Consider the following 22,553-nt stretch of genomic DNA (forward strand, 5'->3'; position numbering starts at 1 on the left):
AAGTTATTCACCTCACTAAATGAACGGTAACAAGTAATGCAGAGCGTAACCATCCGCCGACTGTACTTCATCTGCCTGCCGCTCAAACGTAGCAAGTGGGATTGACTTACGCCCACCTACTTTTGCGGCTTGCCACGTTTCCTGTATAGGCGTGAATGGCAATCTATAAAACTTGTTCACATCCGAAAAATAGACTAGCAGGAATACAAGGGCGCCCTTGTCATACCATGATTGCAATAGCTCATATTGATGGTCATGTAAATTGGCGAGAGGGAAGCTTTTACCCTTCGTTTCTTTCGCATCGAATACGACTGCCTGACCGTTACAGATGCCCGCATAGTCCACCCATTCCGCTTTTTCCTTACGTCCTTCAATGCGACTGCCTATCGACTTTGTAATTTGAACAGGTGTTGGAATCTTGCGTATATCTGCAAGCCCTGCATTGCGGTATTTTGTATTAGACATGTCAATTAGTCGTTCTAAGTGCCTGCCACGATTGGCATGTGATATCGATTTTGGTTTATGAAATGTTTTATACATCTGTTCGTTCCTCCTCATCCATGTTCAATATGTCGTCTATCGTTAGCTGCATCTTTAAAAACTGCTGCTCCAAATCGTTTAAATGATGGTGCCAACAAGTTAGTCCATAACCACGTTCAATTGACTTACCACTGCGTAATACACGATTACACCTTTTACACAATCGCATGTAATACCTCTACTCGATAGTACGCGTCAATGTAGTATGGCCTGCTGTCAACGAGATGAATTTTCACAGTATGCTGGTCTTCTTTATTTCGATAGACATCTATGTGTGCATCCGCTTTACGTATGGTTTTTATAAACTTATACTGCTTGTCCTCGTACACAATCTGGTTATAGGGCATCGAATATTCTTCGAAGAGCGCCGTCAAGGATGGAAATACGTTCCCGTGTGGTTTATTCTTCATTTTCTCGCTCCCTCTGAACCACCACCGCGCAGCTGTGTAAGTAATTTTTGATATTCTGCATCGAAGTTTATATTTTCGTCGTTTATAGGATTTGGTACTTCAATAGCCGCAGAAGGTTGTTGTTCTTTGTGGAACCATTCGGGCACTAATTCTCTTTTTGGTCCATACCCTCCTCCACGTTTGCGTGAGTATGGTTGTGTTTGTTTCTTATTTTTTTCAGCGGCGAAGCGTAGTTGTTCCGCTTCCGCTTGCTCTACAGTTTTAATCTGCTTTTGTGACCATCCGCGCAAGATTGTTTCTACATAGCTCCACTTGATTGCATTATTCTCGATTGCTAGTTTCATAGCATGAACAACAAGCTCTTCTCCTGCGTCATCAATCCATGCTCCAATTTTTTCGTTGACGTAGGATGATAAAACGCCGAATCCATTCGCTTGATAAAACGTGAAGGCATTTTCTGGTTGTTTTGTTGGCGCTGGCGTAGCCTTTTCATCATCATTATTAATATTTTTAAATTCAGTATTTAGTTTATTAGTACTTAGTAATTCAGTACTTGGTATATCAGTACTTAGTAGTTGCGAGTTTTCCGTAAACGGTTTTACCGTATATGGGTTTCCCGTAGACGGTTTATCCATACATGGTTTTTCCGTACATGGTAAATCAGGTAATGGCGGATTGTTTGTTTCGTCCACCTGCTCCTGATCTGTCAAAGTTGGTACTTCGTATACAACAGTCACCCAATCAAATTCGCCATTTTCTCCATGTCGTCTTTCCTTTTTTACATAGCCGTGATCTTTCAACTCTTTGAGCCCGGAGGCAAAGGCATCTCTTCCGTCCTTTGCCCATTTCATTAGCTCAATGTTATGAAATGTCCAATCATCTGGTTTAGACAACATAAATACATGAATCGCTTTTGCTTTCCAGCTGAGGCGCTCATCATACAGCGACGTGTTGTTAATGATTGTGTAGTCCTTATTTTTCTCCACTCTTACTATGTTTTTCATGAGGAAGCCCCTCCCTTGCTACTATGTGTTTTGGACCATCAAGCAAGCCCAATGTCCATTTGAAAGTTGTTTTATTTCACCTTTCACTTGCCAACCGCGCAACTCACTTTCATTGACCTTTATTAGTAAGTCGCTCTTGGTTAAACCTTGAACAGTTTTGCGGTTAAAGTGCCTTACTTTTTGCATATACCTTCCTACCTCCCTCCCCACTGACATCAAACAGTATTTGCTGCAGGTATTTTTGAAATTAGGTCAATCATTTTTGCGGCCTGATCCTGGCTCAAATTGTCTATCAAAATAACGTCCTCTATACCTAGTTGCATCTTGGCATAATACAAAACGCCGTCTTTGTCCATTTTTGTGCGGGTACTTGCCGCATTAAGTACCGCCTTTAGGTCCTTATATTGCCCTGGCGTGATTTTGTTAGGCTGTTGCTGGCTATCTTGCTCGGTAGGCTCTTGTGACCCCTGTGTTGCTTTTTGCGCCCTTTGTGCCACTGTTTTAGCCACACCGTCTAAATAGTTAATCAGTACGCTTGCCTCCTGCGTTGTCAATTGATTAGATGGCTTTTGAGCAATCTTGCACTTTAGCAAGCTGTTATTGTAAAGCGTGTCCGCGCTCATGCCTTGCGACTCCGCGAGCGGCAGCAGTACCTTGTCCAAGCGTTGTAGTTGCTGTTGTGTGATAAGTCCGGTCGGTTGTTGTTTCTGTGGTGATTGCTGACGTGGCTGCTGGTGCTCGTATTGATAATCGTTGCCACTCATACCGTTTGCGTCATCATCTTTTTCCGTCGCGATGCCTAACGCCGATGCCAAGCTGTAACGCTTCATGTAAGTAATTTGCCCCCCGAAGTCTTGCATGTTTTGCGCCGCTAGAAACTTCAATGGGTACGACTTCGCAAACTCTCCTGACTCATGCAGGATAATTGTTTCTACACATGCGAACACTTTATCGTGTTCCATTTGTGTATAGCTGTTTTGCATAATCGTAAGCTTGTTCTCGATAAAAATGGATCGTACTGCATCTAAAATTCCTGCAAAGTCCGTATATTCGAACGTGTATGAACTACCTGACCTTGTTGTCACTTTCACAGTTTTATTATGTTTAGGTGTTCGGATAGCTGCCCACGACTTTGCAAGAGCAGCAGCGATATTTGAATTGCTTTCTGAAAAAATCATTGTTATGCCTCCTTTTCATTGATTTAAAGGCGGTCATACGCTAAAATATTGTTACACGTATAATTTTGCATATGACACTAAACCTAACGTTCCCGCGTTAGGTTTTTCTTGATGGATCTATCCCATCAAGCAACTTAAAAGCGAGGGGGATGCACGCTAACCTGTGCTACTTTTAAGCTGCTTGACGAGAGCGAGCATTGCACTCGCAAACGTCTTGCTGTTTAATCGTTATTTAAAGTCGCTACTTCACGTGCAATAAAGAAATTTCCGAATTTATCACGCTCAGGAAGCCCGTTTGTTTGATAATTAGGCGTTGCAGTTTCTACATACAGCTCCTGGCCACATTCACGACAAGTAATAATCTCGTCATGCTCATGGATATATCTTTTCCCTTTACTGCAACAGTCGCACCAATAATAACAGCGGTAGCGTTTTGTTCCATCGTCCTCCACCTTAATGCCTGTTTTCCAATGCTCTTGCTCTTCTTTGGCTTCTAAAGATTCTGCGATTGAAACTTGCAATGTGCGGTCAGCATCGATTTTAGGCAACGCTTTTGGTAAAGGCTGTATACCGACTTGTTGCTTTACTCGCCGCTCCTTAACGATGTGTTCCGCAGGTGTTAAATTCGGCTGTTCAGATGGTTTCGCTTGTTCTTGCGTCCAACTTTTAAGAGCAGATTCAACGTATGCCCAACGAATGATATCTTTCTCTACTGCTAGCTTCATAGCTTTGATAACTAAGTCTTCTCCTACCTGGGCTACCCACTTGCCTATGCCTTCAGCAATGTGTGGAGTTAAGAGGCCGAAACCATTTTCCTTATAGAAACGCAGGGCACTTTCTGTCGCTTTCCCCGATGACACTTCACCCGCAAGTGATTTTGCTTTTATCAGTGGCACTATTACATCCATTGGTTGTGTAGGTGGTACAAATGGCGTAGCATAATGTGGTTTAACCATTTGCGGTTGCTGTTGTTCCAGACGTTTTTGCCCGCCTGTCAAAACGTTGAAAAATCCATGTATAACATCTGACATATGCATTTCTTGTAAGTTTTCCGCTTTTAAATGTGCTTGTTGCAAGGTGATTTCAATTTTCATAGTGACCTCCTGCGATATGTGATATAATAGACTCTGTAGTCAAAACCTTTGCTACTTATATCGGTGGTGCGATTGAGTAGCTATTTTTTTATACAATTTGAGATACATACAAGCCTTTGTTTAGTCGTCAAGCTTGTCCATCGTTTGAAAAACGTCATGAAAAATTTAATCATTTGATTCACCTGCCATTGCTTTACGTAATTTTTCGTTTTCTTGTTGCGAAGCTAACAATTGGCGGTGAAGATCTACAAACTGAGCTCTAATTTCCTTTACACTCATCCCATCATTACCTTCTAGCATTTCCTGTAGGCTATTAATCTCGCTTGTAACAATATGATGTAAAACCCCATCCGCACGCTCACCATGTGTTAGATAATGATTTATCGCCTGTAGTGCATTAATTTGTTCATCCTGCACTTCCTTGTAATCCCAAATATCTATATTGCTTGTCTGGGCATCCTGATTAGCCTGCGATTTAATTGCCTCCGCAATTAATATTTTTGCTCGATCTGTAAGCATTGCCTCGAACGCTGCTTCCGTTATTGGTAAATCCACTTCGTATTGAACTTTGAGCGTCGCCGCCCCTGTAATTTTTAACATGTGATTCCTCCTCACCAAAACTTATTAAGATTTTTATAGTGTTCGAATAGACCGCTTTTCTTTAATGCTCCAACTTTTGATCGCAACGTGCTTTCTGTTCGTCCAAGCGCAAAAGAAATATTTGCAGCTCAATCCGACTCGTAAAATTTGCATAGATATTCCAACTCTTTTGCTCCAAATGGTTCTCCATGTGCGAAATGAAAATCAGGATGATAATTCATACGACCCTGTTTGTCATATGTGATTTTGATTTCATTCACTTTTATCACCTACCAAAACACGATTATTAAAATTGATGAAAACACTACCCCGACTGCTAATGAAATGAGATACGTCCAATCTGTATCATTCAATTCCCTCCAATCGTCGATACCAAAAAAATAGTCACCTAGCCACTTTAACAACACGCTTCACCACCCCATTATTAGGTACAACTGATTTTTCAACCTTAAAACGCTTGACGATCTCCGCAGCTACCCCGCGTTGCTCTAAATCAGCCAATAGCACTTCACGCTTTGATAAATTTATTATCGCTGCCCTTGTCACATAGATTCTTTTTAGTAATCGTTCATGGCAATCCTTACAAGTTGTGTTAGCACGCATGTACTCTAAGTTAGCTAGTTCTGCGCGATATTCTTCTAATGTCATACTTTTCACCTCACATATCACATAAAAATTTGTAGATGGATTGTAATAAAAGCAGGTACAACGGAAACCAATTGGCTTGCTTGCATTATTACGTCAGCTCCAAACATGGCTATTGCCACTTGTGCTTCGCAATTCGTTATTTGTGCCCAATGCAGAAATGTTTCGAGATCCACAATTTTTCGTCCTTGCTCGTATTTGCTGACGTGCGATTGTGTCATGTTGAGCTCATATGCAATTTCTTCTTGCGTTAGCTTGGCGTCTTTCCTAATTTTCTTCAATAACTTTGGAATACCCAGGGACAAAGATCTCATCGCCTTCACCCCCTCTCAAAAAGTCGTAAATCGATTATAAAAAGTCCAAAATGAACTATAGTCGAGAATGTGTTACTAACGATTTGATATAACCGTTATATTAATCTCAGAAACAAGCTATCTTGTAACATCAATGCAACATAATTTAGGGTGTTCATTCCCCTATTCAACGCGCCTGCCAGCCGTTTATTTTTATTCCCATTTGGTTGCAATGATGTTGTGTATAGCTTCCGTCACTTGTTCACGCGGCCATATCTTTTTGCTACGTGGTCCAAAACGTTTTTCAAGCCGCTGGATTCGTGGATCACTTAACACATGGTTGATTAAAAATGAACGTTGGTATGGCATTACTGCAATAATGTCATCAATATCCCAATACAGTTTTTTTGTTGGGTCATTAATGTGCTTACTCATGGGAGTTGTTTCACCCCTTTCTAACTAAGTAGCGTTATGACAAGTATCTAAACAATGGGATTTGTTAATTCCAATTCCCCTCATATGGTATAATTAACCTATAGAAAGTGAGGTGAGTTATATGTTCTTCTTTTTTGATAACCCAAAAATATCTGTTGGTTTAACACAATTTATCGATTTTACTGTAAAGCAAACGATGCTTTCAAAAATGAATGCAGTAAATAAAATTAAAAATCAAGGTGAGTATCATCCGGCTAAAGACCATTGGAAACAATTACGTGACAGAATCAAGTTATGCTACGAAAAAAATCTGCCAATAGATTCTTTAGATTCATTATTATTGGAAGTTCATGAGAAAAAAGTTGATTCTTATTCACAAGCTATCAAATCTTTCAAAAAGTTTGTTCGTAATAAAGACACTCAATGGTTCACTCCTCCTAAAGCTATATGGAAATCAGATGGAGAGCTTGTCGTTCGAGCAACAGCAGAAGTGGGCTTGTACATTGATGGAAAGCCCTATTTAATCAAGCTGTTTTTTAAAGGTGCAACTGAAAAAATTACAGAACGAAATATTAAACCTATCCTGACGCTAATGTCTGAAGCATCGTATGAAAAACCATATCCGCCAGACACTGCTTTTTGTGTATTCAACACAAAAACAGGTAAATTGCATATAGGAACACAAATAGATCCTGAACTTTCAAAAGCACTTAGGTACGAAATTAAGATTTTTGAAGATATTTGGAATGACTAATTTTCTAATCGAATTCATTTCCCATATCATTCATGATTTGAGCACAATATTCGCAAATATACGAGTCATCATCACAATGAAGTGTGCCGCAGCTCTCCAAACATAATGAACATTTTTCTTGGGAAGTTACTGTTGCCGCAGCTAACTTCCCTGCTGTTTCACCTTCAAGAAAAGCAAGTTTAATTAAAGATTGCTCCAATGTAATTACTCGTTCTTCGAGCTTATTCAGTCGTTGTTCCATGTTCTCACCCCTTTCTGTGAGTTATTAGAAAGCTTATTTTAGGAAATAATATGACTTTTTGTACAAGATTCTTGTACATTGTAACCAAATAAAAAGGCTACATCTTCCTCTAAAATTTCCGAAACAGCCAAAGCTACTTCTAATCTAGGTTTTGAGTATCCTGTTTCCCAATTCGATATAGCAGCCTTAGTAACAGTTTTAAGTAAGCCTGCTAATTCAGCTTGAGTAAGCTGTTTCTTTTTTCTAGCAGTAATTAAATTCAAGTTTTTCATTTGGTATAACCTCCTTTGTATGAATAACTTGTACTTCAATATTAACAACAAGAATCTCATACGTCAATACTTTTGTATGATTTTTTTGTACTTTTGATTTTATTTGTGCACACATCTTAAATAAATAGTACAATTTACTTGTACAAGGAGTGATTTCATGTTGGATCATCGTTTGAAAATAGCTCGTAAAGCTAAAAAAATGACTCAAGAACAATTAGCGAATAAAGTTCAAACTACTAAAGGGACTATTAGCAACTATGAAAATGGATATAGTACTCCTTCTAATGAAATGCTTGTACTTTTAGCTAATACCTTAAACACAACAACAGATTATTTACTTGGTAATACAGATAACCCATTTCTACCTTCACAACAAGAAAAAGACGAAGCCGAGTTCCAAGCTTTCGCCAACAACCCTACCCTGCAAAAATGGTACATGGAGTTGCCGAAGTCGAAGGAAGAGGACTTGGAGAAGCTGCGGAAGATGTGGGAGATTTTGAAGGAACATGGAGAGTTGTAATCGTTATTTGGAAATAGCCAAATAAACGATTTTTAATTTACCCTTAAAAGTAACATAATAATATCTATGAAAAGGACATGTATATAGCATGTCCTTTAAACTCACCATTATTGTAAATATTAAGAATTTATGTTTTATATTATTTTTATCATTTATATAAATACATTTCCACAAGTATTATTAAATAATATAACCAAATAACTCTAATGATCTATTTTTGAAATTATTTTATATATATAAAAACCAAAACAACAGAACGCGTGTTCTTTTATGGTATAATATAAGGAGAATAGATATGACAAGCCTTTTTGAAAAAAACAACTATCAACCTAGAGAAAATAGCGGTTCACGTTCGTCGAATCGATTAATGATTCAAATTTCATTCGCCATTCATCAAATGGTTCAAAATACCAATGATTACCTTATCATTTTAGATATTATTGACGATGTTGCTATTATTAATAATATAAACCAGCAGGAGAAGATTACAACCTATCAAATTAAAACAACAGATTCTAATGGATACTATGAATTAAGCCGATTGATAGGCGATGATGTTTTCAAAAACATATATGAACATATTGAAAAAATAGAAGCTGAAAAAATTGATAAGTTATATTTGATTTGTAATTATCCTATTCGCTATGTATTAAAAAGAAATAAGCATGAATTTATTGAAGGACACCTTCCTTTAAAAAATACTGTAATTTCTCAAAATATTATAGATAATATTAACAAAAATAAAGCAATTGCAATTAATGATGTTCCTGATTCAATCTATTTTAATCATTGGGATATCAGACTTATTAATCATGAAGAGGTAATAAAAGCAGAATTTCGCACGTTTTTAGAAAATGTTAACAGCAATTTAAGTCTCGGAGTTTCTTCAGCATTATATTCAAGCCTTAGAGATATATTAACAAAAAAACAAAACTATGAATTTAAATTAACTGAAAATATTAATGATATTCTCCCAAATAAAAGTTTTTCAAAAAAGAACCTTTTTGAATTGATTCAACGTGCTAATACAGTTGTAGAACTTAATTTTAGAGAAATTGAAGATAAATATTTGGAAAATGTAAATTTATTGGAGAAGAGAAAGTATAACGTAGCATTTTCGTCAGTAAAATCTCATCTATATTCTTTTAATAATTTTGTAGATGATGAAATAAAGAGTATCACCGAAATAATTGATAATGAGTATCTAGATGAACTATCTAAAATGACAACAGAATCTCAACTGTTTGAATTTTTACAAAATAAAATAAACAGCAATCCTATTTTCAATAAGTACGAGTACAAAATTTTGTTAATTATGGCTATTGAAAACTATTTACATACAAGTTAAGGAGACTTATTATGAATAAATTAATTTTTAAAAGTTTGTATATCATTGATAGACAAAAGAAACTTTCTTATTATACAACTTTTCATAGTAGAATTAATGTTATTACTAGCTCTGAAGTTAGTTTAGGAAAATCCACTATATTAAAATCTCTTTATTATACATTAGGAGCAGAGTTACAATTTGGAGAATTACCAATCAAAAATTTAATCACCATAGTAACCTTCACCTATATGAAAAATGATTATTTAATTGTACGTAATGGTAGCTATTTTTTATTTAATCATAAAGAAAAAAATACATTATATACATCAAACTCAGAATTCAAAGAAGCCATGATATCTTTGTTAGGTTATGAAATTACAATTGAAAAAAATGAAAAAATTTATACAGCACCACCTGTTTTCTATTTTATTCCTTATTACATAGATCAAATCAACGGTTGGACTGTTAATCCGCAATCATTTTTAAATTTAGGTCAATTCACAAAAGTAGAAAGAGATGATATGATATATTATCATTTGGGTATTTATGGGGAAAATTACAGTTCTTTATTATCCGAAAAAAATGAGTTAGAATACAATATTAAAAATGATTCTAATAATATGGAAAAGAATAAAGAATTATCGAATTTATTACAAGAAGAAATGGATAACTTAGTAGAAATAAGTGATACTGATTCTTTGTTTTTCCGAAAAATAAAAACCGAATATGAAAATGAAGGCAATATTATTAATAAAATTAAAATGGAAATTTTGATTTTATTAAATGAAAGAGCCACTACAAGAAGAACAATTGATAATTTACAAAAAGTAATAAAGAGCAAAAACAAAGAAAAAAATATTCTTAAAGAAAACTCTATACAATGTCCTCATTGTAATGAAATTTTCTCTCCTACAGATAAGGAAATTTTCGATGCAAATATCATAATTGTAGATGTTGATTCAGAAATTGCAGACTTAAATAAAATAATCTTAACTTTAAATAATAAGATTGAAGCAAAAGAACAGATTTTAAAGAAACATATTGATAAAATTAAACATCTAGAACAATTAAAATCTAAGCAACAAGTTAGTTTTGAATCTATGGCAAAGTCCAAAGGAATTGCTGAAACAAGGCATTCTTTATTAAATAAAATATTAAAATATGAGAATGACATTTTAGTAAACAATGTAACTTTAAAATCAGTAAAGAAAAAAATCAAAGAAATTAATAAACAAAAAGAAGGTGCTGATAACTTATATACCACTTACTACAAAAAATATTTATCTTCTTTTTTACTTTACAACGAACCTATGATGCAATATGAAAAAATACTTCCCAAAGAGACTTTTTCTAGTACGGGAGCAGTTCAAGTTCTATTAAATCTTATTCGTTTTTATGCAACAATTGAATTAATAAACCACTTTAAATTTTCTCCACTGCTACCAATTGTTATTGATTCACCAAAGTCTGGAGAGCAGAGTTTTTCAAACAATCAGCTTATTATAGAAAATTTAACATCCCATTTCAATGTCTCAAATCAAAGAATTATAGCTACAATTGATTTCAAAAAAAGTGAGGATACAAAAAATATTAAGATAATAGAACTAACTAATGAACCTAAACAATTATTAAGTAAGGAATCTTTTATAGTAAATCAGAAAGAAATTAATCGACTAATACAAATTTTTGATAAAAGTTTAAATGATAGTGCTAATTAAATACATTCATGCCCTTCCAAATGGGAGGGCTTTATTATAAACAAAAAGGGAACGTAGGTTCCTTTTTGTCAGGAGTTGATAACTATGTACTATTACACATATCTCGAAGATTATATAAATCATCTTTACCATAAATTAGGGATTACAACTTCTACCTTACTTGATTTTAATGAGATAGCCAACCGCCTAAAAATTAAAATATTCTGTTGGCCAGATGATAGCCAAGCAATATGTTTTGATAGTCAAGCTTATATATTTTTGAAAGAGAATCAATCACTTGAAAAAGCATGGCAAGATTTTGCACATGAGCTTTGTCATATATTGCTGAACACAGGAGATCAGTTCAATATGCCTCCCCTATTCCAGAAATATCAAGAGTTTAAAGCAAATAACTTTATGTATCACGCCTGTGTGACCACATTTTTACTTGAACAAATGCAAGTGTATGATTACACCCCTAAATCAGTAGTACATGTCCAACATCTTTTTAACGAAGTATATGAGCTTGCTGAAAAGCGATTGATTCAATACACCAATAAAAATTTCAATAGTCCATATTGGAATGGTAAGTCCAACCACTAGTGATTACATTTGAAAGGAGGGATGCAAGTTCATGTATACGAATATATTCGATCTAGCGCGCCTGCCAGCTCATTAGACGGAGGTATTCGTTAAATGGCCAGAGAAAAATACGAAACAACAAAGAAGGATTGTATCTACTACTATTTTAATTCGGATGGTGAAAAGCGCTATGCCTACAGGTATAAATACTATGACAATAGCCATTCGCGACGTGAAAAAACAAAGAAAGACTTTTTAACTGAAAAAGAAGCTGAACGTGCTTTGATTGATGTTAAAGCGGATATTTTGGACGAGCGAATCGTATTTGTACAAAACTCCGAGATGCTTGTAAGTGATTGGATTAAGCTCTATCTGCAAATTCGCCGTAAAAAATGGGAGTCAAGCACATTAAAACATTATACTGAAACGGCTGAAAATCATCTTATTCCAAAGCTAGGTCATTACAGACTGCATAAGCTAACGAATTTAATTATCCAGGAAGAGCTTGTCGATCCACTCGTTGAAAAAGGAAATAAAGTATCGACGATTGAAAATACTTTACGACCGTTATCCGCAATGCTCAACTATGCTGTTCAACGAGAGGTTTTAAAGAAAAATCCGATTGTAGAACTTGATTACGAAGATGCGACGCCAAACGGACCTGACCAATACTACTCTGAAGAGGAACTGAATGACTTGCTACGTTGCACACGCTTAGACGGTTCCCCTTCTCGCATTGCTTTTATTCATACATTAGCATTAACTGGCATGCGTCGTGGTGAAGCGATGGCTTTACGTTGGTCAGACATTGATTTCGTAGCCAAAACAATCTCCATCACAAAAACAAGGGATAGACATGGCGAGCGTAGTCCTAAATCACGCCGTGGTATACGCAAAGTGCATATGAATAATACTTTAGTGGCTGAGCTGAAATCTTACTACGATTGGAGTAAGAAAGCGAAATGGAGTAAAAAGATTGAACCTAAAAGCGATGACTATGTTTTCATTACAGTTAAGGGGCTAAGACCTGTCAAAGATTCATACACACGCGATGCGATGGTTTATATTTGTAAAAAGCACAATCTGCGCTTCATCAAAACACATGGTTTGCGACATACTTTTGCGTCTATCTTATTATCGCGCAATATCCCTCTTATTACCGTAGCGGAAATGCTCGGTGACCATCCAACAACAGTAAATAATGTTTATGCTCATTCCCTTGTAAAGAAAGAAACTGAGGCGAGCGACCTGCTAGATAAAATCGTAAGCAATCAATAATCATTTGGGGTACAAATTGGGGTACACGCAATAAAAAGAGCTTAGAAACGTTGATATATCAATGTTTCTAAGCTTCATCTAACCAAATGATGTAATTCGCGTGGTATACAACGCCCATCTGATCCGTTTCTGCGTAGCGGATTTCAATTTGTTTTTCTGATATATGCATTTTCGTCACCTCGGGTTCTATCATACCGTGAGTGGTGGGGGTTTGTCAGTTGGGAGGTGTTATTTTGGGATGATTGTTTTTGGGGGGATTTTGGTGGGGGGTGAGTGGGGCATGTTTGGTGGTTTTTTCCTTTCTATGTATAAGAATGTATAGAAATGTTTTGATTTGGGGTACAAGTGGGGTACAAGTGGGGTACAGATTTTTAAATTGCGGCAGGCGCTGAGGATAGATATGAGTAGGCATCGCCCCTTGGGTTGTATCTTATTTTTGATGGGATTTGGGGTACAATTCTGTTTTGTTTCATTAACAAGCCCATGTACTCATAAAAATTTGAATATCATGGGCTTACATTTATTTAGTGGTGCTACGTCGCTGGTCAATGGTTACATACAGACCTAATAGTCGATCAGTTGTCATTTGCTTATTTTGCAAGTCCTTTAAGTGAGAGTCTTGAATGATACCCTCTTTCACTGCCTGCGCTAAAAAGCCTCTGCTGCTATACGTGCCACTACTTGATTTACCATAATAAAAGCCTTCCAATTAAACTGTGTAAGGCTGATAAATATTTGATATTAAATTGTTGTTGATTTACTACGTATACGGGGACTATTGTTTTATTTATATAAATCCAAATTATTTACCCAAATATAGTTTTCATAAATGCATTAAAAGTTTCAGTATGATTTGATATTCGATTTTCAAATTGACACTTAAGGAGGTTTCAACTATGAATAAAAAAGATTGGTTACATTCATTAAAATTTATGATTGTAACCATGCGAGCTGTTTGTATAAAAATTTCATCTACTTGATTCATTCGTTCTTTAATTTTTCTCTAATCATAAATTCTTCTATATTTTTAGCAATAGGAATGCGTCCCTAAATACGCCCATTTTCATTATCAACACATCATTAAAGTCAATATTAATGTTTCCCCATGCGTCATTAAAATCGCTCCATGTCTTGAATCTGATATTGGAGTTATAATTGCTTTTGCCTGTTAAGTAGTCCCATCCAGGACCCCAGCCGATATATCCTCTGCTCCCATTTTCATAACTTGGTAAGACCTTTAAGTCTATAGGCATTTCGTTAGCTCCCCCTTTATTCTGTAAAATTGAGATATTATTTAGTTACTATATAGCTCTCACAATATTAGGTGTTACTACTAGGGTACTATGTCTTGGTATATGGATTCGCCCTTGTTTACAGATTCACTATTAGGACATTTTCTACTAAATAATTCATACTTTGCTTTTATTTTTTAAGAAACTTGATTAAAAAGACTAGAGAACATATCGGCTACTACATACTATGAAAATGTAATCTGCAGATTATAAATTATTATTTTTAGGAGGTGAATATTGCATGCCTTTAACAACTGGTCCAATCGAAAATATGGGAAATCTACCAGCTAATGCTTCTAGCGTTCGTGTAAAAGTTCTTAATCTGACTGGAGGTCTATTAACAGGCGTAGTAAGGGTTTTCAGACTCAACGGCACTAGACAATTATTATCAACAACTCCTTTTGCGGCTAACGCCAACGCTTCTACTTTTGTAACTCCAAGTGTAGCTGGATCGTTTCAATATGAAGTTGAAATTGTTCCTAATCAAACAGGCGGGTTATATAGCGTTTACGGGCGAACAGCTTCAGGTGTAATCATCGATGCCCAACGATTTGTGAACTCAGAATTAACACCGATTCTTTAATTTTATAAACAGATTTTATTTGTTAGTTACGGAAGCCTTATACTCGTTTATAAGGCTTCTCGTATTTTTCCGATTCCCTTCCTACATATTTTGGTTCTTGTGTGGAGTAGCCTGGTAAACAGCTACCCACTCACCTTCTTTTTTCTGAATCAGCACACCATCTTTATCCTTGTCATTAGAATACATCTGTTGCAAACGCTCTACTTGCTCGTCCGTTAAATCACGGCCTAATATATATGTGTAAGTTTTTCCATCTTCCCCTTGACCATCTATTAGTAAGAATGATTCTTCAATAATTTTCATTTTCAAATTTTCGATATTGACCAGTGGTTTTATTACAGTCAAGTACTCCTTTGGAATATGTCAAGCCCCTGCTGGATCGTATTCTTCCGCATCCCAATCTTTTAAAAATTCCTCACGTTGGTTTACGTACAAGCCGAAAAGCTTATCTTGTTCGATTTGATAGACAAAATCACAAATTTTTTCATCATCTTGTTTTATAAAGAAGAATTGGTGAATAGATTGATTGCAGTTGAACAATATGTTGCAGAAAATCAGAAGCGATAGGTTGCTAATCATTTTGAGCAGTTTAAATAGAGAGTTTATGAGATGCCCTGATAGCCCTGTTAGATTGTTTTTAACAAGGTTACCTTAACTATTTTTAACGTTAAGAAATATGCATGGTATTATTCATTAAAGTCAATCATGCATCCATGCTCGAAAGACCACTTAAACATTGCTATGACTGACTTTTGAAGAGAGTGTATAAAATTATTTATAAACAAAGTCATACAGAAAAGCTACGAAACGTTGTTTTGACAACATTCGTAGCTTAATGGTGTATCTCCAACTTGCGTTTGGGAACGTTATTTACGTTTGTTTTGTATACGCTATAAATCCTTATTGCACTAAAGCACACCGTTAGTGAAACAAGAGCGCTTATGTAATAATCGTGCCCGTTTATGGAAACAGGCTCCATTTTATATACTCAGACATATTTTTCTGGTATGTACAACCGCATATAAAAATAACCATCCTCCATATCGTCTGTTATTTCAAAGCCTATGTTGCTCCAAAATTTTTGTGCGGTTATATTTTCTAGATTAACTGGTAAGGAAATCCTAGTTGCATTGTATTCTTTCCACAAATATTCAACACAAAGCCTAGCCGCTGCTGATCCATAGCCTCTTTTTTGAAAACGGCTATCTATCATAAAATTTATGATTTGGGGGTTATTTTCGCCAATATACATTAAAACATAGCCCACCATCACATTATCGGCATAAATTGCAAAGGGGCGTGAGTCATCATAAAACACCCACGCTTCAGCTAAAGACCACGCTACAGAGTCTACAAAGTCCGCATTGGTATCAGCTGTATGCAAGTTTAAACATTCTTTATAATTGTCCTGATTAATTGTTCTTAACTCCACCAAAAAATATCACCTTCCAAACATAGTTAGGGATGTTTAATGTAAATAATTCAACTTTTGAAAAGTGGAATTAGCAAATAAATCTTAATACAATCTGGAAATCCTAGAACCTAATGCTCCAATTGATTTTGAATCAGTTCTTTTTGATAATAGTCATTCATATAGCCGCATTGCACCACTTTATTATTATAGCTCTATGCGATTTTTCGCAAAAGATAAGAAAGAAACTTCATAGATAAATTACTCAACTAACTGTTGCTTATTCGCAAAAATACGCTCATATTCTGAGCGTATTTACTTGTTTTAAATATCTTTTTCATTATTGAAATTTATGCTGATTAACCTGTTAATTGCACTTTTCTCCCCATCAACCAAACCCGTTCCCCATAAGAGCGAGATTCCTTATGTACCCAAACTTTCATTTCGGTTCAAACATTAATACAACAAAATGAACCGATTGTGGAATAACGAAAATGCACCCAAAGCGTCGATTGCTAACTATCCTTTTCTTAGCGTTGTAAACAGCTTAAATCTGACGTGATGAATCAACAAAGTAATTGCTACTGCTTCATAAATCATTTGTAATTATATTAACATATTTCTCAATTATTGGGGAGAACTCTTTTTAAATTATTTAGTTTAACAAAAAACTTGACCCACAGCTAATCGATCGAGTTTTTAGTTCCCAACTTTTTTGTCTTTAAACATCACTCTGAAAAGGATAGATGCAAGCAGGTAATCCCCTTGTTCATCTATCCTTTCCTTTTACCCCTATATAATGTGTGACATTGTATTGAATTATTTAGTTATAGAGCTTTATAAACATTTACTTGACTTTTAATAAAATTATTATCATCTTTTTTTCTTTGAAGAAGTATTGCTAAATTCTCCTGCTTTCTTCCACAATAATATCCCTGAATACCCCAATAGACCAACGATAAATCCAAAGAATGGTATACCAGTAATATTAAATTTATTACTAACGACAACTGCAACTCCTGCGATTATAAAAATAAATGACCAATACCATAGAACCAATGATATAAAACGTAATAAATACTTCATAAAAGCCCTCCTATTTATACCACTAATATACATGGATAAATAGGTTATTTCTATTACTGCTTTCATAATTCTACATATTTCTTTTAATTTTATTAGATTACATTTTCCTTTTATGCTATAATTTCCATAAAAAGTAGAATGGAGTAATGTTATATGGACTTATGGTCAAGCTTCTCGATAGGTAGCGGTCTATGGCATTTCATCCCTCCAATACTCCTATTACCAACTGTAATGTATATTTGTGTGTGGATTTATAAAATACTTTTGGGTAAAATATTGCCAACTAAAATATATAATTTCTTTATTGGTCCAATTGCTTTGTTTGGTTTCTTTATTTGGGCAATCCCAATGAATATCGGATTTTATGAATTTTTTAGAGCAATAATGTAACAGCTAAAAAGGTAAACAATCAAAGAAAACCAGATTCCAATTAATAAACTGTACTCAATAAAATTGACACTTTGAAAAAAGTCCATCTTATTGAATACAGTTTATTTTGAGTATCATGGTCTTAAATTTGTTTAGTAGTACTACTCCGTTGGTCAATCGTAATATATAAACCTAATAGTCATTCAATTGTCATTTGCTTGTTTTGCAAGCCCTTCAAATTCCTAAGTTTCTGGGATAAAAAAACACCCTTGATTAATAGCGTTTTATTCCGTAAAAAACCAGCCTTTTCTTTTTTCAATCTGACCTTGTATGCCACTTACCGTTCTCCGCATCCCTGCCGCAATATAAGGAGAGATTTTTTCCATCTCTTGTCGATCCTCAAGTACCTCCGCTAAAGTATCAAGAAATATTCTTTCTTCCTCTGTATATGCTTTACCATTTCGTGATGTGTCAAAAGTTTTCATTACTGTTTTACCCCTACTCCATTTTCTTTATCTTTTACATATTTCGACTAAAAAAAAGATTTTTCCTGCTAATTCTTTTATAAAGACCGCTAATCTAGGTAACTAGCAATTGCTGCGTATTTTGGGACACAAGTAAATGCGTATCCTTCAAATTCCCAAGCGTTTTGGTATTTTACTCTTCAATAGGTCTTTTAAATGTGTAAGTAACCTCCTCTACCCGATTGTTACTAGTTATCTTGGAGTTTCTCTCACTTACCAATTCCCAGCCTTCTAATCCTAAATAGGCAAGCTCCTTTTCTAATTCTGCTTCATTATTCTGGAGTTTCCACCCCTGCATACTTGGATCCCATAAAAGTCTTTTATATTCCCATTTCATACTACTATCCCTCCTTCATCTTCTTAATTCGACAAAAGGAAGGATTTCCCTTCATTTATTGACACTAACAATAACTGTGGCTGAAGAGAGAGCCAGCTACGTTCTCTCTCCCCTTTTTTTTCTTCAACCAACCAAGCTCGCTGTCGCTAAGAACCTCTTTTACATCTGGTTGTAGAGATGTAGGCACTTTACTAAAAGCCGTTTTTCTCAAAATTACAGGTTGTACGAAAAACATTGCCACCATGATTTACTCCCTCAAGTACAACAAAATCTATTGAAAAAGCGCATCATTTTTATACCTTCAAAGCAATTTCTGCAATCAAATCTTCCATAAATTCCATACTCTCAGCGGTTACTACAAGAATGTGGTATATCAATTGGCGTTTGGATATCTGTTGAATAAAAATAAAAGGCGCAAGATTCGTTTAGAATCTTTTGCGCCTTGAAACGTGATGGCTAACCAACCATCAATATTATTATGACCAACATTTAAATAATTATTCAGGAAAAATACATATTATATGATCGGCTTATTTTTTTCTAAACCGGCTTACAATGTGAAAAAAGCTTACCTATTTTACTCTGAATAGGGTGAACACCTCCTTTATTTTATGTAGCTTTACATATTATAGATTATACAAAGGAGGGATATCATATGAGTTACTATGGGAACGAATGTTATGGTGGCGGTGGCGGTGGTTATGGCTATGGCTCGTCATTCGTCTTAATTGTTGTTTTATTTATTCTTTTAATTATTGTCGGCGCAACTTTCATGTATTAGTCTAACTACCACAATTGCTACTATCGACATAATAGAAATCAGTAATGTGTAAAGCATATTTTGCTTTACAGCATCCTATTAAAAGGTCACTTTTACAAAAGTGGCCTTTTTCATTACAGCTTTTGAGAGATAACTAAGATATTTATTTTTATTAATTAGATGATTATCGTAAGTCGTTTAAACAATCATTCATATTCTAGAATAGAAAGGAGGGGAAATCTTATGTCTCAAGAATATGGTTCAGGCTATGGCTCTGGTGCAGGTTTTGCACTAATTGTTGTTCTATTCATCCTTCTAATTATTGTTGGTACTAGTTTTGTAAGACCTTATTAATAATATTCACATTGCTCGTAATGCCTAGATTCAAAATTAATTGAGCCCTATAAAACTTATACTTCACCGTAGCAGGTCATTCCTTGTCTACGGTGATTTTTTCTTTTTCATAGAAAGTACCTATTTACTTGTTTCTTTCTCTTAGCATATTAGGTGTTTCTACTATGGTATTACGCCTTAATATATACATTCATCTTTGCTTACAGATTTTTTTGAAAAAATTTCTACTAATTTAATTCACATATTTCTTTTATTTCTAGAAAAATGATTATTTTCTATTAATTAGAAATAAAATGTTCAGGACTAAGGCTTTCACAATATTCTCTTATTAACTTCCATTCATTATTTTGTTCTTTTCTGAATCTCTGTACAAACAGTTTTACTACTTCTTTTAATGTTCCATCCATTTCAAAGGTTACCCAAAACGTGGCAATGACTTCATTTTCAGATGCGGGTGTAATATGCAGCTCTTGAAAGTACCATTTCGGATAATGGCCCTCATATTGTTTATATGCTTCTTTCCACCCTTCACAGGCTTCCTCATATCCCCAATCCGAAATAGTTGTTTCTGGTCCTCCCCACCTTACTGTTAAATCCTCCGACAGCAAAGCAGTCATATTATTTGCATTACAGCTATTCCACGTTTCTTGAAAATGAATAAAAAATCTCCGGAAATCCTCAATTAAAGTTTTTGTAGTAGACATTTAAAAACCCCCTTATACCAAATACATTAACATGAAACTGATAATTCTGAATATTGATATTCCCCTTTTAACTATTTGTAGCATAGATTTTCAATATGACTCACCAATGACTGAATTATTATCGAAAGCTTTAACTAATTACGGCCTGTTCTTTTACAATAATAGGAGCTACAGCAAGTAAATTGTCAATTATAAAAGTACGTTTTGCCTGTTTGCTGAAGCAATATACTTGCATTGTGTCGCCAGTTAATTTGATAATTTTTATACGTCGCTTCGATATTTTTCCGTCCTTTGCTATATACATAATATCCAATAACAATTGACGTTGCATTGCTTTTAATAATTGCTCTTTCATTTCTCACCCTCCAAAAGGAACGTTTGTTTGTATTTATTTTAGAACATTTGTTCTTATTTATCAAGTGGAAATAAACAGCAATTTCTATTAGCTCTTCTGATAGTCATTTGTTTCTTTATAAAATATTTCCTGTTCATCAATGTTTACATACTCGAAATAGTAAATCTATAATAAAAAAGACGCCACCCTTTGTGACGCCTTGCATTTTATAAATATAGCCTATTTCAGTGATAGCACAAAGTCATTCAGGCGATCCCAAGTTTCAGTAATGCCTTGTAACATGCCCATATCCATAACAGTTTTAAGGTTCTCGGCAGAGGCATATTCAGCGCGATTTATTAGCTTAGTCTTTCCATCTAAATCAACAAACTCTAATGTAATTTCAGTCGCTGGCAAGGAATCATCCAATTTGCCTTCAGCATCCGAAAAGTAATCTGTATAGCTAATTTTTTCTGGCTCAATAATCTCTTTATAAATCCCTTTTCCCCACGATTCCATGCCAAAGAATTGACCTTGGCTTTCGTCAACACATTTCATGCAATAGTGCCAAACACCTCCTGGGCGAAAATCAACGTTACATACTGGCATGTCCCATCCTTTTGGTCCCCACCAATGTTTTAAATGCTCAGGCTCTTTAAACATTTTGAATAACAAGTCACGCGGAGCATCAAAAACACGCTCCAAAATAAGTACACGCTCGTTTTCTACTCTTGATACCATCGAATTGTTTGACATTGCAATTCCTCCTAGTTTTATAATTTTTCTTTTTTCTGCAAATCCTTCAAATATGCATCGAGATTGTCAAACCTTTCTTGCATTACACATTGGAAGGTTTGTATCCAGGAATCCAAAGCTTGAAATGGCTCCGGCCTGAGCTTATAAATTCGGCGGTTAGCTTCCGCCTGTACTTCCACAATCCCATTGTCACTAAGTACTTTTAAATGCTTTGAAGTTTGGGGCTGCTTTAATCCTAAGTTGTCAGCTATTTCCCCTACGGTTAGAGGACCTTGACGCAGGAGTTCGACGATATTCATACGATTTGCTTCAGATAAAGCACTCAATGTCGTAATGTTTACGTCTGAGATTTTCCCTGACATGTCATTCACCTCTTAAAATGATGATTGCTGGTAAATTATCATCTACATCAGCATAGGTTTTATTAAATATAATATACTCGATAAAGAATATTCCTGTCAAGGAATATTCAAGAGTTACTTCAATATATTTTGCAACTTACTTTACTAATCCTCTATAAATCACCTTTGACACAAAGGAATATTTCAAGCCAACAGCAAAAATTGTCCGCAAAGCGGCGCACTAGCCTGCTTTGCGGACAATTTATTCATCGCTATTCTTTTAAATCGTCTGGGTAAACGGTTGTATTAAAGATTTCACCGCTCTTCTCATCTTTATGTTGGATTGTTACTTTGTATGCATCCGCATCTACACCATTAAAAATTTGATAGTACATGCCTGCGATAGCTAATGCAAATGAGGCAAACCCATCAAAGCTGCCCTCGAATTTTTCCTTGTCCACAGTTAACGTAAACTCAGTATATTCTTTGTTGTAGTCTACGTTTTTGATTGATGGAAAATCTTCAGTGCTCTGAATTTCTTCAATCGTTTCTTTTATACCGTCCTCTAATTCCTTTATCATTTCTTTATGCTTTTCCTTCGACATTTTATATGTCAAAGAACCATCATCATTTTTCGTAATTTCATTGACGCCTTCTTCTTTAGCGTTAGCAATGACATCATCGACATTTTGCCCTTCTAGGAAAGATGCAGGAAGCTTGACTTCGACAGTTTGATTACAAGCTGCTAGAAGAAAAGTTAGTGCTAATAGAAATGGTAGTATTTTTTTCATAAATTCTCCTCCTAGTATATTAATATACATAATTAGGT

34 protein-coding genes are annotated in these 22,553 nt (G+C 35.1%); 10 read left to right on the forward strand and 24 right to left on the reverse strand.

What is annotated here, in order from left to right:
* Positions 1-15: 15 nt before the first annotated feature.
* The 11 genes from TY13_RS05500 to TY13_RS05545 all read right to left on the reverse strand — a co-directional run bounded on the left by TY13_RS05500 (position 16) and on the right by TY13_RS05545 (position 6,199).
* Positions 16-540 carry a Holliday junction resolvase RecU gene (locus TY13_RS05500; RefSeq protein WP_042472853.1) on the reverse strand — a complete coding sequence of 175 codons (525 nt, stop codon included), beginning with the start codon at positions 538-540 and terminating at the stop codon, positions 16-18.
* Positions 533-709: a DUF6011 domain-containing protein gene (locus TY13_RS20850; RefSeq protein ID WP_195891666.1), complete on the reverse strand. Its 177-nt coding sequence runs from the start codon at positions 707-709 to the stop codon at positions 533-535. The genes TY13_RS05500 and TY13_RS20850 overlap by 8 nt, the downstream gene beginning before the upstream one ends.
* Entirely contained in the window at positions 696-887 is a 192-nt protein-coding gene (locus TY13_RS05505) for a hypothetical protein (RefSeq protein WP_154661533.1), read from the reverse strand. Before TY13_RS05505 ends, TY13_RS20850 begins: the two co-directional genes overlap by 14 nt.
* Positions 888-946: 59 nt before the next feature.
* Positions 947-1,954, reverse strand: a complete 1,008-nt coding sequence (locus TY13_RS05510; protein WP_042472858.1) for a DnaD domain-containing protein — start codon at positions 1,952-1,954, stop codon at positions 947-949.
* 21 nt (positions 1,955-1,975) lie between these two features.
* Complete coding sequence (locus TY13_RS20565; RefSeq protein ID WP_154661534.1) at positions 1,976-2,140, reverse strand: hypothetical protein; 165 nt, start codon at positions 2,138-2,140, stop codon at positions 1,976-1,978.
* 29 nt (positions 2,141-2,169) lie between these two features.
* The gene (locus TY13_RS19715; RefSeq protein ID WP_052344237.1) at positions 2,170-3,132 is read right to left on the reverse strand and encodes an ERF family protein; all 963 of its coding nucleotides are present in this window, start codon (positions 3,130-3,132) and stop codon (positions 2,170-2,172) included.
* Between the two features lie 221 nt (positions 3,133-3,353).
* Complete coding sequence (locus TY13_RS05520) at positions 3,354-4,226, reverse strand: DnaD domain-containing protein (protein ID WP_042472861.1); 873 nt, start codon at positions 4,224-4,226, stop codon at positions 3,354-3,356.
* Positions 4,227-4,391: 165 nt separating this feature from the next.
* Complete coding sequence (locus TY13_RS05525; protein ID WP_042472864.1) at positions 4,392-4,826, reverse strand: hypothetical protein; 435 nt, start codon at positions 4,824-4,826, stop codon at positions 4,392-4,394.
* A 384-nt stretch (positions 4,827-5,210) separates the two neighbouring features.
* On the reverse strand, positions 5,211-5,483 hold the full coding sequence (locus tag TY13_RS05535; RefSeq protein WP_154661535.1) for a hypothetical protein: 273 nt from the start codon (positions 5,481-5,483) through the stop codon (positions 5,211-5,213).
* An 8-nt stretch (positions 5,484-5,491) separates the two neighbouring features.
* On the reverse strand, positions 5,492-5,785 hold the full coding sequence (locus TY13_RS05540; RefSeq protein ID WP_042472868.1) for a helix-turn-helix domain-containing protein: 294 nt from the start codon (positions 5,783-5,785) through the stop codon (positions 5,492-5,494).
* 192 nt (positions 5,786-5,977) lie between these two features.
* Complete coding sequence (locus TY13_RS05545; protein ID WP_042472871.1) at positions 5,978-6,199, reverse strand: hypothetical protein; 222 nt, start codon at positions 6,197-6,199, stop codon at positions 5,978-5,980.
* A gap of 121 nt (positions 6,200-6,320) precedes the next feature.
* On the opposite strand from TY13_RS05545, the gene TY13_RS05550 reads away from it, so the two are divergent.
* Positions 6,321-6,953 (forward strand): hypothetical protein, encoded by a 633-nt coding sequence (locus tag TY13_RS05550; protein WP_042472874.1) that lies wholly within the window; start codon positions 6,321-6,323, stop codon positions 6,951-6,953.
* Positions 6,954-6,957: 4 nt separating this feature from the next.
* Here the strand turns inward: TY13_RS05550 and TY13_RS05555 are convergent, their stop codons facing one another.
* Together TY13_RS05555 and TY13_RS05560 are read right to left on the reverse strand one after the other, a co-directional pair.
* Positions 6,958-7,194, reverse strand: coding sequence for a hypothetical protein (locus TY13_RS05555; RefSeq protein ID WP_042472877.1), 237 nt, complete (start codon positions 7,192-7,194; stop codon positions 6,958-6,960).
* A gap of 38 nt (positions 7,195-7,232) precedes the next feature.
* Positions 7,233-7,466 carry a helix-turn-helix transcriptional regulator gene (locus TY13_RS05560; protein WP_042472881.1) on the reverse strand — a complete coding sequence of 78 codons (234 nt, stop codon included), beginning with the start codon at positions 7,464-7,466 and terminating at the stop codon, positions 7,233-7,235.
* A gap of 157 nt (positions 7,467-7,623) precedes the next feature.
* Between TY13_RS05560 and TY13_RS20045 the strand changes: the two genes are divergently transcribed.
* The 5 genes from TY13_RS20045 to TY13_RS05585 all read left to right on the forward strand — a co-directional run bounded on the left by TY13_RS20045 (position 7,624) and on the right by TY13_RS05585 (position 12,873).
* Positions 7,624-7,986: a helix-turn-helix domain-containing protein gene (locus tag TY13_RS20045; protein WP_042472884.1), complete on the forward strand. Its 363-nt coding sequence runs from the start codon at positions 7,624-7,626 to the stop codon at positions 7,984-7,986.
* A 295-nt stretch (positions 7,987-8,281) separates the two neighbouring features.
* The gene (locus TY13_RS05570; protein WP_042472887.1) at positions 8,282-9,334 is read left to right on the forward strand and encodes a dsDNA nuclease domain-containing protein; all 1,053 of its coding nucleotides are present in this window, start codon (positions 8,282-8,284) and stop codon (positions 9,332-9,334) included.
* Positions 9,335-9,345: 11 nt separating this feature from the next.
* Positions 9,346-11,034: a coiled-coil domain-containing protein gene (locus TY13_RS05575; protein ID WP_042472889.1), complete on the forward strand. Its 1,689-nt coding sequence runs from the start codon at positions 9,346-9,348 to the stop codon at positions 11,032-11,034.
* Between the two features lie 84 nt (positions 11,035-11,118).
* Positions 11,119-11,616, forward strand: a complete 498-nt coding sequence (locus tag TY13_RS05580; RefSeq protein ID WP_042472892.1) for an ImmA/IrrE family metallo-endopeptidase — start codon at positions 11,119-11,121, stop codon at positions 11,614-11,616.
* 93 nt (positions 11,617-11,709) lie between these two features.
* Positions 11,710-12,873 carry a tyrosine-type recombinase/integrase gene (locus tag TY13_RS05585; protein WP_042472894.1) on the forward strand — a complete coding sequence of 388 codons (1,164 nt, stop codon included), beginning with the start codon at positions 11,710-11,712 and terminating at the stop codon, positions 12,871-12,873.
* Between the two features lie 1,019 nt (positions 12,874-13,892).
* Here the strand turns inward: TY13_RS05585 and TY13_RS05590 are convergent.
* On the reverse strand, positions 13,893-14,126 hold the full coding sequence (locus TY13_RS05590; protein ID WP_042472897.1) for a hypothetical protein: 234 nt from the start codon (positions 14,124-14,126) through the stop codon (positions 13,893-13,895).
* 280 nt (positions 14,127-14,406) lie between these two features.
* Between TY13_RS05590 and TY13_RS05595 the strand changes: the two genes are divergently transcribed.
* Positions 14,407-14,748, forward strand: coding sequence for a hypothetical protein (locus tag TY13_RS05595; RefSeq protein WP_042472899.1), 342 nt, complete (start codon positions 14,407-14,409; stop codon positions 14,746-14,748).
* 81 nt (positions 14,749-14,829) lie between these two features.
* On the opposite strand, the gene TY13_RS05600 is transcribed toward TY13_RS05595, so the two are convergent.
* From TY13_RS05600 to TY13_RS05610, 3 genes are all read right to left on the reverse strand, one after another.
* Positions 14,830-15,093, reverse strand: a complete 264-nt coding sequence (locus TY13_RS05600) for a hypothetical protein (RefSeq protein WP_042472902.1) — start codon at positions 15,091-15,093, stop codon at positions 14,830-14,832.
* A 643-nt stretch (positions 15,094-15,736) separates the two neighbouring features.
* On the reverse strand, positions 15,737-16,180 hold the full coding sequence (locus TY13_RS05605) for a GNAT family N-acetyltransferase (RefSeq protein WP_230199387.1): 444 nt from the start codon (positions 16,178-16,180) through the stop codon (positions 15,737-15,739).
* 852 nt (positions 16,181-17,032) lie between these two features.
* Positions 17,033-17,245 carry a hypothetical protein gene (locus TY13_RS05610; protein ID WP_042472906.1) on the reverse strand — a complete coding sequence of 71 codons (213 nt, stop codon included), beginning with the start codon at positions 17,243-17,245 and terminating at the stop codon, positions 17,033-17,035.
* A gap of 153 nt (positions 17,246-17,398) precedes the next feature.
* On the opposite strand from TY13_RS05610, the gene TY13_RS05615 reads away from it, so the two are divergent.
* Entirely contained in the window at positions 17,399-17,635 is a 237-nt protein-coding gene (locus TY13_RS05615) for a hypothetical protein (RefSeq protein WP_042472909.1), read from the forward strand.
* Between the two features lie 263 nt (positions 17,636-17,898).
* Here the strand turns inward: TY13_RS05615 and TY13_RS05620 are convergent, their stop codons facing one another.
* Complete coding sequence (locus TY13_RS05620) at positions 17,899-18,099, reverse strand: hypothetical protein (protein ID WP_042472912.1); 201 nt, start codon at positions 18,097-18,099, stop codon at positions 17,899-17,901.
* 172 nt (positions 18,100-18,271) lie between these two features.
* Positions 18,272-18,475, reverse strand: a complete 204-nt coding sequence (locus TY13_RS05625) for a DUF4177 domain-containing protein (protein WP_042472914.1) — start codon at positions 18,473-18,475, stop codon at positions 18,272-18,274.
* A 655-nt stretch (positions 18,476-19,130) separates the two neighbouring features.
* Here TY13_RS05625 and TY13_RS20050 point away from each other — a divergent pair.
* Both TY13_RS20050 and TY13_RS20055 read left to right on the forward strand, forming a co-directional pair.
* Complete coding sequence (locus TY13_RS20050) at positions 19,131-19,256, forward strand: YjcZ family sporulation protein (protein ID WP_042472921.1); 126 nt, start codon at positions 19,131-19,133, stop codon at positions 19,254-19,256.
* Positions 19,257-19,478: 222 nt separating this feature from the next.
* Positions 19,479-19,589 carry a YjcZ family sporulation protein gene (locus TY13_RS20055; RefSeq protein ID WP_042472923.1) on the forward strand — a complete coding sequence of 37 codons (111 nt, stop codon included), beginning with the start codon at positions 19,479-19,481 and terminating at the stop codon, positions 19,587-19,589.
* A 278-nt stretch (positions 19,590-19,867) separates the two neighbouring features.
* Here TY13_RS20055 and TY13_RS05645 read toward each other — a convergent pair whose 3' ends face one another.
* From TY13_RS05645 to TY13_RS05665, 5 genes are all read right to left on the reverse strand, one after another.
* The gene (locus TY13_RS05645; protein ID WP_042472925.1) at positions 19,868-20,293 is read right to left on the reverse strand and encodes a YybH family protein; all 426 of its coding nucleotides are present in this window, start codon (positions 20,291-20,293) and stop codon (positions 19,868-19,870) included.
* A 130-nt stretch (positions 20,294-20,423) separates the two neighbouring features.
* Positions 20,424-20,648 carry a hypothetical protein gene (locus TY13_RS05650; RefSeq protein ID WP_042472927.1) on the reverse strand — a complete coding sequence of 75 codons (225 nt, stop codon included), beginning with the start codon at positions 20,646-20,648 and terminating at the stop codon, positions 20,424-20,426.
* 219 nt (positions 20,649-20,867) lie between these two features.
* The gene (locus TY13_RS05655; protein ID WP_042472930.1) at positions 20,868-21,383 is read right to left on the reverse strand and encodes an SRPBCC family protein; all 516 of its coding nucleotides are present in this window, start codon (positions 21,381-21,383) and stop codon (positions 20,868-20,870) included.
* Between the two features lie 17 nt (positions 21,384-21,400).
* Positions 21,401-21,745 (reverse strand): ArsR/SmtB family transcription factor, encoded by a 345-nt coding sequence (locus TY13_RS05660; protein ID WP_042472933.1) that lies wholly within the window; start codon positions 21,743-21,745, stop codon positions 21,401-21,403.
* Between the two features lie 251 nt (positions 21,746-21,996).
* The gene (locus tag TY13_RS05665; protein WP_042472936.1) at positions 21,997-22,515 is read right to left on the reverse strand and encodes a hypothetical protein; all 519 of its coding nucleotides are present in this window, start codon (positions 22,513-22,515) and stop codon (positions 21,997-21,999) included.
* Between the last annotated feature and the right edge of the window lie 38 nt (positions 22,516-22,553).

It is taken from the genome of Bacillus ndiopicus, assembly GCF_000612805.1.
Taxonomy (GTDB): Bacteria; Bacillota; Bacilli; order Bacillales_A; family Planococcaceae; genus Metasolibacillus; species Metasolibacillus ndiopicus.